Genomic DNA, 15,909 nt, shown 5'->3' with positions numbered 1-15,909 from the left:
GAGCCGCTGGGTGACCTCGTGCAACCGGTCCTGTTCGGCGGCGAGGTTGGCGGCGGCGGCGTCAGCCAGCCGGGTTAACCGTTCAGTCTCCCCTGCCGCGGAGCGCACCACTGAGCCCAGCTGGCCCAGCTTCTCGGCGACAGCCGCCAGCCGTGCATCCGATTCATGGAGCTGTTCCAGCGCGGTGTCGGCAGCCACCTGGGCGTCCTGGAGCCGCGAAGAGGCCCCGGCAATCTCGAACCGTGCCCGCTCCATCCGGTTGGCGGCCGCTTCCAGCCGTCCTGTGGTCTCGTCAACCGCCGCCTGGATCTCCAGTACTCCCGGCTCGGAAGCCGAGCCACCCCGCACGGAGGCAACTGTCACGACCTGCCCGTCGCGGGTCACCGCTGTCAGGTGAGGGTGTGCCTCCACCACGTCGAATGCGTCAGCGAGGAGGTCAACGACAACGCTCCGGGCCAGCAAGGTCCCGACGACGTCAGCCACCCGGGCGTCGCACCGCACCAGGTCACCGGCCCACACAGCACCGGAAGGAAGTTTCCCGGCAGAAACCCGAGCGGTCCCGGAAAAGTTGTCGGAACTCCCCTCCGTCGCAGACACGCCGCTAGCATCAGTCCCCACGGCATCAGCCCCCTCGACATCAGCCCCCCTAACATCGGTCCCACCGGCGACGAGCAGCGCCACCTGCCCAGCGTCGTCATCGATGACGCGCCGCAGCACACGGTCGGCTGCCTGCAGGTCGTCGACAGCGACGGCGTCGGCTGCCGGGCCGAGCGCCGCCGCGATGGCTGTCTCGTAGCCCTGCTGAACGGTAATCAGCTCCGTCACGGCAGCAACGACGCCGTCCAGGCCTGCGTCGAGCACCGTCTGGCTGCCGTCCCGGCGTTGCAGCCCGGTCTGCAGGGCCTCCCGGCGGGCCTGGAGCGATTCACGCTCGCGGTCTGCCGCGCGTTCCTGCTCCATCAGTTCCTCAAGCTCGCCCTGGACGGCCGCCAGGGCGGCGCTGGCCGTCTCATAGGATTCGTCGAGGTTCTCCTCGCCCTCCTCGGCGCCAGCCACCTGGACCTCCAGGGCGGCAAACTCCTGCTGGGCTGCTGCGCGGCGCACGTCGACGTCGGCCACCGAGCCCCGGAGCCTGCCCAGCTCAGCTTCAGCCGATTCCACCCGCGATCTGGCCGCCCCCACCTGACCGGTGAGCTTGGCCAGTCCCTCTCGCCGGTCGGCCGCTGCACGAAGCATCCCGGCGAGGCGTTTGTCCTCCAGCGCTGCAGCCTCCTCTGCGTCACCGCGCAGCTCGACCGCTGTCTCGAGAGCTTCCAGCCGGTCCTCCACGTCCGCGCGCAGCGTGGCTTCCTCGGCGCGGACCCGGGCGGCCTGCTGATCCAGCTCGTCAGGGGTCCTGCCGCCGGTCCGTGAGGCGTCGTCCTCGGCTCCGCTACCCAGCAGGCGGGTGCGTTCGTCGGCAAGGCTACCCAGTGACCTGAACCGTTCACGGGTGCTGGCCAGCTGGTACCAGCTCTCCCTGGCGGTGTTCAGCCGCGGCGTCGCCTCGGCGGCGAGCCGCTCAAGGTCCGCCTGCCGAGAGCGGCCCGCGGCCAGCAGTTTCTCGACGTCGGCCCGGCGTTCCTTGAGCGCTGTCTCGTCAGCCACCTCCTGCTCGAACGAGCTCATTAGCTGCACCAGGTCATCGGCCATGAGCCGGGCACGGGCATCCCGGACATCGAACTGGACGGTCTTCGCACGGCGGGCGACGTCGGCCTGTTTCCCGAGGGGGGTGAGCTGGCGGCGTATCTCGCCAGTGAGGTCGGTCAGCCGGGTCAGGTTTGCCTGCATGGCCTCCAGCTTGCGCACCGTCTTCTCACGGCGCCGCCGGTGCTTCAGGATCCCGGCCGCTTCCTCGATGAAACCCCGGCGGTCCTCCGGGGTGGCGTGCAACACCTTGTCGAGTTGCCCTTGCCCCACGATCACATGCATTTCCCGGCCCAACCCGGAGTCCGAGAGCAGCTCCTGGATGTCGAGGAGCCGGCAGGTGCTGCCGTTGATCGCGTACTCGGAGCCGCCCGTCCGGAATAGGGTGCGGGAGATGGTGACTTCGGCGTACTCGATCGGCAGGGCGCCGTCGGCGTTGTCGATGGTCAGGGAAACCTGGGCCCGACCGAGCGGAGGGCGGCCGGATGTCCCGGCGAAGATAACGTCTTCCATCTTGCCGCCGCGGAGGGTCTTTGCTCCCTGCTCACCCATCACCCAGGCAAGGGCATCCACCACGTTGGACTTCCCCGATCCGTTGGGGCCCACCACTGCCGTCACGCCCGGCTCGAAGTCGAACGTCGTCGCGGAGGCGAAGGACTTGAAGCCGCGCACGGTTAGACTTTTCAGATGCACAGTTCTCAGGGTCTCCAGAAGATGTCGGTTTCCCCCAATCTACTGCGTTCGGGACCTGTACAGCAGCATTGTGTTGGTTCACGGACTGCGTAATTCACGTTCGATGCGGTCCTTGGAAAGCTACACCAAGTAGGCTTTATAACGAATCGTTAGATTCGTTTGTGCGTCCGAGTGCCCTCAGGGCCATCCAGCGCAGGTTATCGAGGCGCACTGAACAGTCGACAAGGCAGGAAATTTGACCGGCAATTTCAACTTCCGACACCACAACACCGCGCTCCTGGGCGTCGAAAGTGTTGAGGCTCCGGTCATCGTCACTTCCAACGAATTCGACCGTGTATTGGCTCCGGCGCTCAAGCGCCTCCGGCTCTCCTCCGGACTGCTCCAGCGGGTGGCGGGGATCACCGAACGCCGCTGGTGGGCACCCGGCACCCGGTTCGACGACGCCGCCATCGAGGCGGGCGCGAAAGCGTTGGCGTCCTCTGGTATCGAGGCGTCGCAAATCGGCCTGCTCATCAACACTTCGGTCACCCGGACCAATCTGGAACCTTCAGTTGCAGTGAAGATCCACAACGGGCTCGGCCTCCCCTCCTCCGCGATGAACTTCGACGTCGCCAACGCGTGCCTCGGGTTCGTTAACGGGATCACCCTGGCCGCGAACATGATCGAGGCTGGACAGATCCAGTACGCGATGGTGGTCAACGGTGAAGACTCCCAGGCCACCCAGGAAGCCACCCTGCGCCGCCTGAACCAGCCTGACGCCACCCGGGCCAGCTTCCTCCAGGAATTCGCCACCCTCACCCTCGGGTCCGGCGCAGCCGCCGCGGTCCTCGGCCCCGCTGATGCCCACCCCGGCGCCCACCGCGTGCTGGGCGGCGTGGCACGTGCCGGAACTGAGCATCACGAACTGTGTGTCGGCGGGATCGACGGCATGTACACGGATGCGCAGGGACTGCTCGACGGCGGCCTCGAACTGGTGGTCGACGCCTGGAATGAGGCGCAGCAGGAGTGGGACTGGACCAAGATGGACCGCTACATCACCCACCAGGTAAGCAGCACCCACACCAACGCGATCGTCGAGGCAATTGACCTCGATCCGTCCCGGGTGCCCATGACCTTCCAGAAGTGGGGCAACGTGGGGCCCGCATCACTGCCCATGACCCTGGCCGCCGAGGCCCAGACGCTCACCTCCGGAGACCGGGTGCTCTGCATGGGCGTCGGCTCAGGATTGAACACCGCGATGCTGGAGATTGCGTGGTAGCACTTCCCGGCGTCGACCCCTCGTGGCCGGCCTACCGAGACGTCCCCTCCCAGGCGGCAGTAGACCCTCAGGGAACCACCAACAGCTGGCACTACCTCGACAACGAAACGCAGCTCAGCGGGCCGCCCCGCGGCACTCTGCTCTGCGTGCACGGGAACCCCACCTGGTCCTACCTGTGGCGGAGCGTGCTCGCCGCAGGGGCTGAGTACGGCTGGCGGGTGATCGCCGTCGATCAGCTGAACATGGGCCTGTCCGAACGCACCGGCCGGTTCCGCCGGCTCNGCTCGCGGACCGCGTGCAGGACCTCAACGATTTTGTCGAGTCCATAGGCCTGACCGGGCCGGTCATCACCGTGGGCCACGACTGGGGCGGCGTCGTCAGCCTCGGCTTCGCCCACCAGCGCCGGGACCTCGTGGACGCCGTCGTGCTCACCAACACGGCAATCCACCAGGACCCCGACCGTCCAATTCCCGCTCCCCTGCGGCTGGCGCTCCACCCCCTGGTACACCGGTGGGGAACGAAGGACACGTCAGCCTTCCTGGACGTCACTCACGCGCTGGCTCGGCCCGCGCTGGCGAAAGACGTGCGGAAGGCGTTCCTGCTGCCCTACCGCGGTGGCGCCCGGCGCCAGGGTATCGCGGACTTCGTAGCCGACATTCCCGCCGAACCATCACACCCCAGCTATCCGGCGCTCCGGAGCATCGCCGAGGGCATCCGCACCCTCGACGTGCCCGCATTGATGCTGTGGGGACCCGAAGACCCGATCTTCTCGGACACTTACCTCAACGACCTCGCAGCACGGCTTCCGCACGCCGACATCCACCGGTTCGAGGGTGCCAGCCACCTCGTGGGCGAGGACCGGGACATCGCCAGCCCCCTGTTCCGGTGGCTCGACGGCGCCCTGGAACCGTCAGCCGCTACCTCGGCTCCCGGATCTCCAGACGATGAGCCTGCCTCTTACGAAACCCCAGAACCCGACACCACTTCGACGTTCACCCCACTGGAGCATGAGCTGACGCAGCGCGCGCAGGGTCCCGACGCCGACCAGCTGGCTGTCGCCGACATGGGTGCGGATGGCCGCATCGGCCGAGTCCTGTCCTGGCGTGATCTTGAACGTGACGTCAGTTCGCTCGCTGACGCGCTGCGACAGATCGGTCTGCGCCGCGGCAGCCGAGTAAGTCTGATGGTTCCGCCCGGGGTGGAGCTCACGGTGCTCCTCTACGCTTGCCTGCGGATCGGTGCCGTGATCATCGTCGCCGACGCCGGCTTGGGACGGAAGGGCCTCAGCAAGGCTGTTCGCGGGACGGTGCCGGACTTCCTGATCGGCATCGACCTGGCACTCACTGCGGCGAAGCTTTTCTCCTGGCCTGGCCGCCGCATCAGCGTTGCTACGCTGCCCGCTGCCAAACGGAAGCTTCTCGGGGTTGAGTATTCACTCGCGGAGCTTCGCGAGGGTGGAGCCACAGCCGCGTCCGGCAACACGGGATCAGCCGACGTGGCCAACCCCGACGTGCTTGATCCCGATGTACCCAACCCTGACATCCTTGATCCGGATGCCGACGCCGCCATCCTGTTCACTTCCGGATCCACCGGACCGGCCAAGGGTGTCGTGTACACCCACCGCCGGCTCGCAGCCATGCGGGACACGGTGGCAGAAACCTTCGGCATCCGCCCCGGTGATGGCCTCGTGGCGGGTTTCGCGCCCTTCGCCCTCCTGGGCCCGGCCCTTGGGACGACGTCGATCACCCCCGACATGGACGTCACCAGACCCAGGACCCTTTCAGCGTCGGCCCTCGCCGACGCCGTCGCTGCCATCGACGCGACCACCGTGTTCGCCTCCCCCGCGGCACTCAGGAACGTCCTGGCCACCCAGGGCTCGCTGACCGATGATGGCAGAAAGGCATTGGCAGGGGTTTCGCTACTGCTTTCGGCCGGCGCTCCCGTCCCGTCGCGGCTGCTGACCGAACTGCTGGGGGTTCTTCCTGCGGCCTCACTACACACGCCCTACGGGATGACCGAGGCGTTGCCCGTCACCGACGTCGACCTCGGGTTGATCCTTTCAGCCGAAGCCGACGCTGCTGCCGGGAACGTCGTCGGCGCCGGGAACGGTGTCTGCGTGGGCCGGGCGGTCGCTGGTGCACGGATCACCATCAGTCCCCTCAACCGGGCGGGGACCGCCGATGGCGCGCCCACCACCGAGGCTGGCGTGACCGGAGAGATCATCGTCGATGCTCCCCATGTGAAGGATCGCTACCATCGGCTGTGGCTCACCCAGAGCGAAAGCTCGCGGACCGGTGGCTGGCACCGCACCGGAGACATCGGCCACTTCGACGGCGACGGCAGGCTCTGGGTCGAGGGACGACTTCCGCACCTGGTCACTCCGGCCGCAGGCGTTCTCACTCCGGTGGGGGTGGAACAGGCTCTTGAGGCAGTGGACGCCGTCGGTCTCGCAGCTGTGGTCGGCGTGGGACCGGCTGGCACCCAGGCGGTTGTCGCGGTAGTCGAGACCACCCCGGCGACCTCGAAACCAGGGCTCGCACCCGCATCCCTGGCGGCCGATGCGCGCAGTGCCGCACGCTCAGCTGGGGCCGAGCTATCAGCGGTGCTGGTTGTCCCCGCCCTGCCCACTGATATCCGGCACAACGCCAAGATTGACCGGACCGCCGTGGCACTGTGGGCAGCCGGCGTGCTGGCTGGTGGAAAGATCAGCAAACTGTGAGGGTTCTGGTGACCGGTGCCAGCGGGATGCTGGGCCGGGTGACCGCCGAGCTGCTCCGGGCGCAAGGCCACGAGGTGCGCACCTTTCAACGGCGTCCATCAGGGCTGACAGGGGTCGAGGACAGCCTGGGATCGATCACCGAGCCGGCAGCCGTCCAGCGGGCGGTCCTGGGCATGGATGCTGTGGTGCATCTGGCAGCCAAGGTCTCGTTTGCCGGAGCGGCCGCTGACTTCGAAGCAGTCAATGTAGAGGGCACCCGGCGTCTCCTGGATGCCGCACGTGGTGCTGGGGTGCGGGATTTCGTGTTTATCTCCTCCCCCTCAGTTGCCCACGTGGGCACATCGATCGTGGGACAGGCTGCCACCGACGCCACTCCGGAGAAGGTGTTGGGCAACTATGCCCAGACGAAGGCCAAGGCAGAGCTCATCGCGCTGGCGGCAAACAGTGACAGTTTCCGTGTCGCGGCCGTCAGGCCGCACATCGTGTGGGGGCCAGGCGACACGCAACTGGTCGAGCGGGTGCTGCAGCGGGCACGGGCGGGACGTCTTCCGGTGCTGGACGCCGGCACCGCGCTCGTCGATACCACCTACGTCGACAATGCCGCGGAAGCAATTGCTGCGGCCCTTGCCCGGATGGACCAGATGGCAGGCTTGGCGGTCGTGGTCACCAACGGAGAGCCCCGACCCATCGGCGAACTGATCGCGGGCATCTGCCGGGCAGGTGGGGTTCACCCGCCGCGCTGGAGTGTTCCGGGGAGGGTGGCACGGGTTGCGGGGTCCCTGGTTGAGTTCGTGTGGCAGCGCAGCGGTGCCGACGGGGAACCACCGATGACACGCTTCCTGGCGGAGCAGCTCTCCACGGCTCACTGGTTCGATCAGCGACGGACCCGCGACCTCCTGGGCTGGACACCCGGAGTGTCACTCGATGAGGGACTGGCCAGACTCTCGGAGCACTACCGGCAGCTGTAGTAGCAGACTCCCCCAGACCGCAACATTCGCCTCACCAAATACCGGGGCCTGAGGTCGGCCTAGCCGTCCCGAAATTCTCTACCGACACAGAAACACACGAATGCGCCACCGGAAAGTTTCCGATGGCGCATTCGTATGTGATTCGAGATCACGCGTGTGTCCTCCGCCGAGGGTCAGATGCCAGCGTCTCCGCCTTCTTCTGACCCGACGGCGGAGTCATCCACTTACGGGGTGTAGTACCCGACAACAGGCATGGCGTTGACTGCGTGGATCAGGGTGCCCTGGCTGGGGTTCAGCGCGCTGATCATCTGGCCGTCGCCGAGGTAGATACCCACGTGTCCGCCACCGTTCTGGATGACAAGGTCACCGGGCTGCGGGTTGTCGGTGCGGGCTGAGGCAGCCATCTGCGCCTGGCTGGTGCGGGGCAGGTCGATGCCGTTCTGTGCGAAGACCCACTGGACGAAGCCTGAGCAGTCCCAGGCACCGGGGGTGGTGCCGCCGTAGACGTAACCGGAGCCGATCATCGAGAGAGCGGTACCAACGATTCCCGAGCCGGATGCCTGGGTGGAGGCAGCTGCCATGGGGGTAATGGCCTCGGAAGCGGTGGTGATGCCCAGGGTGCTGGTCTCAGCAGGAGCGGGCGCGGCGACGGTCACTGCTGCGGCTGGTGCTGCAGCGGGCGCTGGTGCTGCTACCTGAGTGGCTTGGGTGGCGCTGCCGGAGAGGGAGATAACGTCACCGGGGAAGATGACCGAATCCCAGGTGAGGCCGTTCAGCGCGAAGATCGAATCAAGGCTGACACCCTGAGCGGCAGCGATGTTGCCAAGCGTATCCCCGGCTTGGACGGTGTGAGTTGCGGAGCCGGCGCTCTGGACGGCTGGTGTCGAGGCGGCGGGCTGGGCGGCGATCTCGCCGGATGCGTTGGCCGGGAGTCCGGCGCTGAGCATCAGACCGGACGCAGCGACCAGCACTGCTGCTGGTCGGCCGAAGGAGCCTACGTGTGAACTGACCGCCTTGGAGACGGTTTTCAGGGCGCTTGGTGGGGTTGCGCGGTGACGCGCGATGTGACGGTTCTTGGACATGATGTTGCCTCTCCCAGTGCCTACGAAGTTAGCTGTCGGATTCGGATGGGAGCCACCCGGACTCGAGATCGAGTCTTCACCCCAAGGCCGTCTGTTGACGACCGTTACTGGTTCCCCCGCTTCTGCCGGATGTATGCGAACGGACCTTACGACAACGGCAGAATTAGGCAATCTGTCAGAAGGACGCCGAATTGAACGGTAACCGGCGCGTGGATAACTGTACCTAGGCTCGTGCAGTTTTGTCACATTTGTGTTACGGCGACGATGTACCGGGTTGCGATCCGATATACGGCGACCGTGTAGTGAGCCGCACTCTGGCTGGGAGGTTTCCATCTCACGATGGTGCCGCATGAGTAATGCCCGCGGCGGGGTCCCGCTTACTATGTGGGCAAGGCACCGGCTGTGGAGGATCAGTTGGTCCCGCTTGAGACGCGGGGACCCCCGGATGGGAGGCGGGGATCCGGAATGTTCTGTTTACCAGCGCCCGTTCCGGGGCTTCGGCTGGCATCGGGGGCAGCTGAACGAGGACCGGTTCATGAACATTTCACGCCGGATCAGGGAGCTGCCGTGGAAATCCGGGTCCGAGGCACAGCGGAGGCACGGTTCTCCTTCCCTTCCATAGGCGTTGAGGGACCGCGCGAAGTACCCCGAGGCCCCGTTGACGTTGACGTACAGGGAATCAAAGCTGGTGCCGCCGGCGTCCAGTGCGCGCAGCATGACCTCGCGACAGGCGTCGATCAGACGGAGCGCGTCGCCCCGTCGCATCGTGTCAGTGGGTCGGGCGTAGTGCACGCGGGCAGCCCAGAGAGCCTCATCAGCGTAGATATTGCCGATGCCCGAGACCAGCGACTGATCCAGCAGTGCCCGCTTGATGCCTGTCTTGCGCCGGCGCAGCGACGCAAAAAAGTCGTCAAAGGAGAACGCCGGGTCCAGCGGGTCGCGCGCAATGTGGGCAGCCTCGACAGGGATCAGCGGCAGCGGGCTTTCACCGAGGCCACCGGCGTGCCCATCGGCAGTGGGAATCATCGATGTCACGAACAGGCCGCCGAAGATGCGCTGATCGACGAACCGCAATTCACGCGGCAGCGGTCCCCCGTCGGCCGAGGACGCCGCCGAAAGCGTCAGCCGGACCCGGAGGTGTTTTTCCTCAGCGGCTTCGGCGTCCTGGACCAGCAGTTGGCCACTCATGCCCAGATGCGCCATCAAAGCCACCGGGGGTGCGGCGGTTCCTAAAGCTGCTGAAGCGTCTGCGGCGCCAGCTGTCGCCGCGGTGCCTGTTGCGCCGGCCACGCCGGAAGCGTCCAACGGGCCAGAGGACCCTTGAGAGTCTGTGCTGGCGGCCAGCGGGAGCCAAAGGAACTTGCCCCGGCGCACGACATCCAGGACACGGGAGCCCACCAGATTGCCGGTGAAGTCCTCACCGCCGAGGGCGTGGCGGCGGATTGATCGCGGGTCGAGGATGTCGACGTCGTCAATGGTGCGTCCCAGGACCCAGCGGGCGAGGCCGCGGCGCACCACCTCGACCTCGGGAAGCTCCGGCATGGTGTGTGCTTAGGCCGACGCAGCGGAGGCCGCGTCGGAGGAGCTGATGACGGGGTCAGGAACAGCAGCAGCGCCGTTGGGGCGACTTCCGTCGTGATCGACGTTGGCCACTTCAACCGGAACCATTACCGTGTGGACGGCCGTCTTGGGCTCGGCGGCGAGTACCCGGAGCATCTGCCAGGAGGCCGCCGCAGCTTCCTGTTCGGCTTCCTTCTTGGATGGCCCCGATCCGGAGCCGTACGGCTTGCCGCCGACCGTGAGGAGTGCTTCGAAGGTGCGGGCGTGGTCGGGGCCGAACCCGGTGACCTTGTAGTCGATGGTGCCCAGCCGGCGCGCGGCGGCGATCTCCTGGATGTTGGTCTTCCAGTCGGTGCCGGCTCCCATAGCGGCAGCGCTTCCCAGCAGGGGACCCACGAGGCGCATCACCATGGCCCGGGCTACTTCGATCCCGTTGCTCAGGTAGGTCGCGCCAATGACCGCTTCCATGGTGTCGGCAAGAATCGATGCCTTGTTCCGACCGTTGGTCAGCTTCTCCCCCTGACCCAGCAGCACATGCTGGCCCAACTCCAGGTCGCGGGCAATCCCGGCCAGAGCACGGGTGCTGACGACGGCGGAGCGCCGCTTGGCAAGGTCGCCCTCGGACAGGTCAGGGTTGTCCCGGTACAGCGCGTCGGTGACCGCCAAACCCAGCACCGAATCGCCGAGGAACTCAAGGCGTTCGTTGGTGGGAATGCCCCCATGCTCATAGGCAAAGGAGCGGTGTGTCAGGGCAAGACGAAGCGTCTCGGCGTCTATAGAGACACCGAGACGCTTCAAAAGGTCTTCAGTATTAGCCACGTCTACTTACGCATTCGCATAAGAACGCTACAGGCACGGCGATGCCGGGCACGCAGCGGTCGTTAGACGTCGGCTACTTTGCGTCCCTTGTACTCAAGGAACAGTGCAGTGCCGGCGGAGTCGGTGACTACCTTGGCCTGGTGAGCCAGGCTGTAGGTAACGCGGCCGTTCTCCACGGTCTTCACCAGTTTGGGGGCAGTTGCCTTCCACTGGGACCGACGTGCACGGGTATTCGAGCGGGACATTTTCCGCTTAGGAACAGCCACGACTAACTCTCTTCTCTCTCGACAGACTCTGTACTTGCTGCCGCGTCGCTTGACGCTGCAGTGCCGGTCAGCCCGGTAAGGGCCGCCCAGCGGGGATCCAAAATTTCGTGCTGATGATCGGGGTCATCCGCGAGGCGGGCTCCACATTCAGAGCACAGACCCTCACAGTCCTCCCGGCACACCGGCTGGAACGGCAGTGACGTTACCACTGCGTCCCGAAGCACCGGCTCAAGATCAATTGAATCCCGATCAACCCGGTGCTCTTCAACAGGTTCTTCTCCCTCGGACAACTCGACGTCGTCGTAGTAGAAAAGCTCCTGCACATCGACGCTGCTGCTGTACTTGATGGGATCCAGGCACCGGCCACATTCGCCCACGATCTCGACGTCTGCGGTACCTGATACCAGAATTCCCTCGTGCACAGCCTCCAGTCTCAGATCCAGTTCCACGGGGGAACCTTCCTGAACACCGATGAGAACCACACCGAAATCCTTTGGTGCGGGTACATGTTCTTCGATTGTTCGCATGCTGCCCGGGCTGCGCCCGAGGTCCTTGACGTTGAAAATCAAAGGCGAACTGAGATCGCTCTTAATGGGAACTCCTGTAGAACATATGACCGACGTATCATCTTAGCCTGATTAGCCCGTCCGGCTCAAACCAGAGCCGGAGGGTTCGGCAAGCGACAGCCGCCGACGACGGCGGCTACTGCCGCTCATGCCCCACCTCACCACGGATTGAGGGCAGAGCCAAACGCGCCACGCGGGTGTGGTCCGGTCGGTACGGCAGCTTTACGGGCGGTTACGGACCCAGCTGGTGGCCTGCCCGTAAGGTTAACCCGGTGCGAATCCCCCCGACCCGAGTGCTGTGGCGATGGCTGCAACGGTCGACGGCGGCACTGGTGGCATTGACCTGCATCTGGCTGCTCGCCTGCTATTCCCTGTTCATCAACCCACCGGTGTTCGGCCCGGACTATGTGGCCGGAGTCAACGCCGATGCGGTGGTGGTCCTGGGGGGCGACAGCTCGGAGCGGCTCCCCCTCGCCGAGGAGTTGGTGGCAGCAGGGCACGCCCCGATCCTTGCCATCTCCCGGACGGACACACCGGGGAATGTCGACGCCGACCGGCTCTGCAAGAGACCGGCACACGCATCGCGGGTGTGTTTTGAACCCTCTCCCCTCACCACCCGTGGAGAAGCACGCGCCGTCGCCCGACTCGCAGCCGACCGGGACTGGGACACTGTTCTGGTGGTTACTTCCGACTATCACGCACTGCGCGCGTTCACCAACCTTGGTCAATGCTCGGACGCGGAGCTGGTCATGGTCCCCTCGACCCCCGACCATGGGCTGCTGGGATGGCTGCCCCGGTTTGTCGAGGAAACGGCCGCACTGGTTGCCACCCACCTGCGCCCTGTCTGTGCGAACCGGATCTAGTACCGGCTGCGCCGCCCGCTCGGAAAATGACCTTTACGGCACCACCTGCTTCGGTGTCCCGATCGCGTGATAGGTTCTCACCAACAATCAGCAGCCTTAGCTTTGCCGGGACACTCGCAGCCGATGAGGACCCGCCAAATGCCTGGGTGCATCCCAACCTGAAGGAAAGCGATAGCCATGAGCGGTTCCGAAGACACGTTGAATTCGGTGTGGCCAGACTGGCAGAAGGCGGTCAACATGACGGCCTCCACACTGGAGGACTGGCTCGAATCCGAAGAATCACGGGCGGTCGGCCAGAAGGGCAACGGAGGCGAGTCGGTGGGCCACGAATCCGGCCGACGGATTGTGAAAATCCTGCGAACCAGGAAAGCGGATCTCAGCGAGGAGGATGTTGCGCACATGCACAAGGTAGTGGGCTACGTCCACAGACATCTGGCACAGAAGCCGTCGTCCGACGTTGAACACTCCCGGTGGCGGTACTCCCTGATGAACTGGGGACACGATCCGCTGAAGAAGGGCTAGGGCGCACCGGTCCCGCGCCGGCCCCCGGCCGAGGCCCCCTGCACGGACCGCGCACTGGCTTCGCACCGGCCCCCGGCAGAGGAGGGCTTCACCGAGGCCTTGTTCGCGGGCACCCATGCCTAGAGACGCATTTGCTGGGCTAGAGTGGCTTTTATGTCGCAGATACGGGTTAAGGACGCAGCGCACTACCTCGGTGTCAGCGCCGACACAGTCCGGCGCTGGGCAGAAGACGGCACCCTCACCAGCACCAAATCCTCAACAGGCGTCACCATGCTTGACGGCCTGGAGCTCGCCCACCTGGCCCGGCAGCGTGCCGTCCTGCCCGAGGACCCATCGGGGATGGAGAGCTCAGCCCGGAACCGGTTTGTGGGGCTGGTGACCCGGGTGGTGACGGACAAGGTGATGGCCCAGGTCGAACTCCAGTGCGGCCCCCACCGGGTTGTCTCCCTGATGAGCGCTGAAGCGGTCAAGGAGTTGGCGCTGGAGCCGGGCTCGGTAGCCGTCGCGGTGGTGAAATCGACCACAGTCATTGTCGAGACTCCCGGAAGGAGGATCTGAGATGAGGCATTCCCGCGGCATGGTCGCCGTTGCCTCGTTGGCAGTCCTGGGGTTGGCCGCCTGCGGTACCGCAGCCGACTCTCCGAAGTCAGCGGACGCCAACCAGGGCCTGACCGTCTTCGCCGCCGCGTCGCTGCAGAGCACCTTCACGAAGCTCGGTGAGCAGTACGAGGCAGAGAATCCGGGTTCCACCATCACCTTCAGCTTTGCCGGGTCCTCTGATCTGGCCACCCAGCTGACCGCCGGTGCACCCGCCGATGTCTTTGCTCCAGCAGACACCCTCACGATGGACCGGGTAGCCGCCGAGGAACTGATCGACGGGCAACCGGTGCCCTTTGCCACGAATACCCTGACCATCGCTGTACCCGCGGGCAACCCGGCAGGCATCACCGGCTTTGAGGATCTGGCCGACCCCGGCACCAGGGTGGTCCTCTGCGCCCCGCAGGTACCCTGCGGGGCCGCTGCAGTCGAGGTTCAGAGGGCAGCCGGAGTGACGGTGAACGCGGTGAGTGAGGAAGGGTCGGTAACCGACACGCTGGGCAAGGTCCGGTCCGGTGAAGCAGATGCGGGCCTGGTCTATGTCACCGATGTACTGGCCGCCGGCAACAGCGTCGAGAGCATTGACTTCCCGGAGGCGACAGACGCTCTCACCACCTACCCGGTGGCGGCTGTGGCGGGTGGGAATAGTGATCGCGCCCGAAGCTTCATTGACCTCGTGACGTCTCCGGCGGGCCAGCAGTTGCTCACCGAGGCAGGATTCGGTGCGCCGTGAGCACCAGAACCCGGGCAATCCGGCATGGAATCCCGCGGTGGGTGTTTGTCCTCGCTGCCGGCGGTGCCCTGTTGGTGCTGTTGCCCCTGGCGGCGATGATCGCGCAAGTGAACTGGTCCCAGTTCGTGCAGCTGGTGACCTCGGAGTCGTCGGTGGCGGCGCTCGGCCTGAGCCTGCGCACCTCGGTGATCGCCACGGGGCTGTGCGTCGTGTTTGGCGTACCGATGGCCCTGGTGCTCGCCCGCACCGACTTCCCCGGCCAGCAGGTCCTGCGGGCGCTGGTGCTGTTGCCCCTGGTCCTGCCGCCCGTGGTCGGCGGCATAGCGTTGCTGTACACGTTTGGCAGGCAGGGACTGGTGGGGTCCAGCCTTGAGGTGCTCGGGATCAACATCGCGTTCTCGACGACCGCCGTCGTGATTGCGCAGACCTTCGTGGCCCTGCCCTTCCTGGTGCTCAGCCTCGAGGGGGCCATCAGGTCAGCTGGCAGCCGGTACGAAGCGGTTGCTGCGACGCTGGGCGCCCGTCCCGGAACTGTACTCCGCCGGGTTACCCTGCCCCTGGTGCTGCCGGGGCTGATTTCCGGAATGGTGCTGTCCTTCGCGCGGGCGCTGGGTGAATTTGGTGCCACCCTGACCTTTGCGGGCAGCCTGCAGGGTGTCACCCGGACCCTTCCCCTGGAGATCTATCTGCAGCGCGAGACCGATCCCGATGCCGCCGTCGCGCTCTCACTGGTCCTCGTCGTGGTGGCGGTGCTGGTGGTTGGGCTTGCGCACCGGAGCCGTCCCCAGGGCGGAGGCGCACTGTGAGCCTCACGGCAGATGTGCAGGTAGCCGCCCGCAATCTGGCGGTCCAGTTGACAGTGGAGCAGGGCGAAACCGTTGCCGTCCTTGGCCCCAACGGCGCTGGCAAGTCGACGCTGCTCGCGGTGCTCGCGGGACTGTTGCGTCCCGACGGCGGCAGCGCCACCCTCGATGACACCACACTGTTTGCTGACGGAGTCTGGTTGGCCCCGTATGCCAGGGGTGTCTCACTGTTGGCGCAGGAGCCGCTGCTGTTCCCGCATCTGAGCGTGCTGGACAATGTTGCCTTCGGACCACGCAGCCAGGGCACGGGCCGTGCGGCGTCCCGGACCGATGCGCTGCGGTGGCTGGCCGAGGTTGAGGCTGAGGGGTTTGCTGACCGGCGTCCATCGGAGTTGTCCGGCGGCCAGGCGCAGCGGGTGGCGGTCGCCAGGGCCCTTGCAACCCATCCGCGATTGCTGTTGCTTGACGAACCCATGGCGGCACTGGATATTGCCGTGACTCCGGCGATGCGGCGGACCCTGAAGCGGGTGTTGACGGGGCGCAGCGCGATCATCGTGACCCACAACGTGTTGGATGCCCTGATGCTCGCGGACCGCACCATCATCATCCAGGCAGGACGGATCGTGGAGGCGGGACCCACCCGCGACGTGCTCGAACGTCCGCGCAGTGCTTTCGGCGCGAGCCTCGCCGGATTGAACCTGGTCACCGGCACTAGCACGACCAGCGGCCTGGTCACCGGGGACGGGGTCCGGCTATCGGCGATCGCCGAGGAGC

Annotated in this window: 14 protein-coding genes, 1 pseudogene and 1 riboswitch; of the genes and pseudogenes, 9 read left to right on the top strand and 6 right to left on the bottom strand. The window is 66.0% G+C overall.

Annotation, left to right across the window (positions count from 1 at the left end; translation table 11 throughout):
- Nucleotides 1–2,379 (bottom strand): chromosome segregation SMC family protein (locus K728_RS0105960; protein ID WP_024476184.1); only part of this gene is annotated, 2,379 nt, incomplete at its 3' end.
- A 235-nt stretch (nt 2,380–2,614) separates the two neighbouring features.
- Here K728_RS0105960 and K728_RS0105955 point away from each other — a divergent pair.
- The 3 genes and pseudogenes from K728_RS0105955 (at nt 2,615) to K728_RS0105945 (ending at nt 7,324) form a co-directional block, all read left to right on the top strand.
- Nucleotides 2,615–3,637, top strand: coding sequence for a 3-oxoacyl-ACP synthase III (locus K728_RS0105955; RefSeq protein WP_024476183.1), 1,023 nt, complete (start codon nt 2,615–2,617; stop codon nt 3,635–3,637).
- A pseudogene (locus tag K728_RS18545) lies at nt 3,631–6,356 on the top strand (alpha/beta fold hydrolase). Before K728_RS0105955 ends, K728_RS18545 begins: the two are co-directional and overlap by 7 nt.
- Entirely contained in the window at nt 6,353–7,324 is a 972-nt protein-coding gene (locus tag K728_RS0105945) for an NAD-dependent epimerase/dehydratase family protein (RefSeq protein WP_024476182.1), read from the top strand. Before K728_RS18545 ends, K728_RS0105945 begins: the two are co-directional and overlap by 4 nt.
- Before the next feature lie 224 nt (nt 7,325–7,548).
- Here the strand turns inward: K728_RS0105945 and K728_RS0105940 are convergent, their stop codons facing one another.
- The 5 genes from K728_RS0105940 to K728_RS0105920 form a co-directional block, all read right to left on the bottom strand.
- Complete coding sequence (locus K728_RS0105940) at nt 7,549–8,406, bottom strand: C40 family peptidase (RefSeq protein WP_024476181.1); 858 nt, start codon at nt 8,404–8,406, stop codon at nt 7,549–7,551.
- 3 nt (nt 8,407–8,409) lie between these two features.
- Nucleotides 8,410–8,586, bottom strand: a riboswitch (cyclic di-AMP (ydaO/yuaA leader).
- 294 nt (nt 8,587–8,880) lie between these two features.
- Nucleotides 8,881–9,948 (bottom strand): bifunctional DNA-formamidopyrimidine glycosylase/DNA-(apurinic or apyrimidinic site) lyase, encoded by a 1,068-nt coding sequence (mutM, locus tag K728_RS0105935; protein WP_024476180.1) that lies wholly within the window; start codon nt 9,946–9,948, stop codon nt 8,881–8,883.
- A gap of 9 nt (nt 9,949–9,957) precedes the next feature.
- A complete protein-coding gene (rnc, locus tag K728_RS0105930) occupies nt 9,958–10,785 on the bottom strand; it encodes a ribonuclease III (RefSeq protein WP_024476179.1) in 828 nt (275 codons plus the stop codon).
- Between the two features lie 62 nt (nt 10,786–10,847).
- Nucleotides 10,848–11,051, bottom strand: a complete 204-nt coding sequence (gene rpmF, locus K728_RS0105925; protein ID WP_024476178.1) for a 50S ribosomal protein L32 — start codon at nt 11,049–11,051, stop codon at nt 10,848–10,850.
- A 2-nt stretch (nt 11,052–11,053) separates the two neighbouring features.
- Nucleotides 11,054–11,620 (bottom strand): YceD family protein, encoded by a 567-nt coding sequence (locus K728_RS0105920; protein WP_024476177.1) that lies wholly within the window; start codon nt 11,618–11,620, stop codon nt 11,054–11,056.
- Between the two features lie 269 nt (nt 11,621–11,889).
- Between K728_RS0105920 and K728_RS18540 the strand changes: the two genes are divergently transcribed.
- From K728_RS18540 to K728_RS0105890, 6 genes are all read left to right on the top strand, one after another.
- A complete protein-coding gene (locus tag K728_RS18540) occupies nt 11,890–12,480 on the top strand; it encodes a YdcF family protein (RefSeq protein WP_162148032.1) in 591 nt (196 codons plus the stop codon).
- A gap of 177 nt (nt 12,481–12,657) precedes the next feature.
- Nucleotides 12,658–13,002 (top strand): DUF3140 domain-containing protein, encoded by a 345-nt coding sequence (locus tag K728_RS0105910; protein ID WP_024476175.1) that lies wholly within the window; start codon nt 12,658–12,660, stop codon nt 13,000–13,002.
- Nucleotides 13,003–13,155: 153 nt separating this feature from the next.
- The gene (locus tag K728_RS0105905) at nt 13,156–13,560 is read left to right on the top strand and encodes a TOBE domain-containing protein (RefSeq protein ID WP_024476174.1); all 405 of its coding nucleotides are present in this window, start codon (nt 13,156–13,158) and stop codon (nt 13,558–13,560) included.
- Between the two features lies 1 nt (nt 13,561).
- The gene (modA, locus tag K728_RS0105900; RefSeq protein WP_202805324.1) at nt 13,562–14,332 is read left to right on the top strand and encodes a molybdate ABC transporter substrate-binding protein; all 771 of its coding nucleotides are present in this window, start codon (nt 13,562–13,564) and stop codon (nt 14,330–14,332) included.
- Nucleotides 14,329–15,138 carry an ABC transporter permease gene (locus tag K728_RS0105895; RefSeq protein ID WP_024476172.1) on the top strand — a complete coding sequence of 270 codons (810 nt, stop codon included), beginning with the start codon at nt 14,329–14,331 and terminating at the stop codon, nt 15,136–15,138. Before modA ends, K728_RS0105895 begins: the two co-directional genes overlap by 4 nt.
- A partial coding sequence (locus tag K728_RS0105890) for a sulfate/molybdate ABC transporter ATP-binding protein (protein ID WP_024476171.1) occupies nt 15,135–15,909 on the top strand: 775 nt, incomplete at its 3' end. The genes K728_RS0105895 and K728_RS0105890, both read left to right, overlap by 4 nt.

This window comes from Arthrobacter sp. CAL618 (assembly GCF_000468215.1).
Lineage (GTDB): Bacteria > Actinomycetota > Actinomycetes > Actinomycetales > Micrococcaceae > Arthrobacter_D.
The sequence above is the reverse complement of the archived record's forward strand: the minus strand, read 5'-3'. Positions and strand labels throughout refer to the sequence as shown.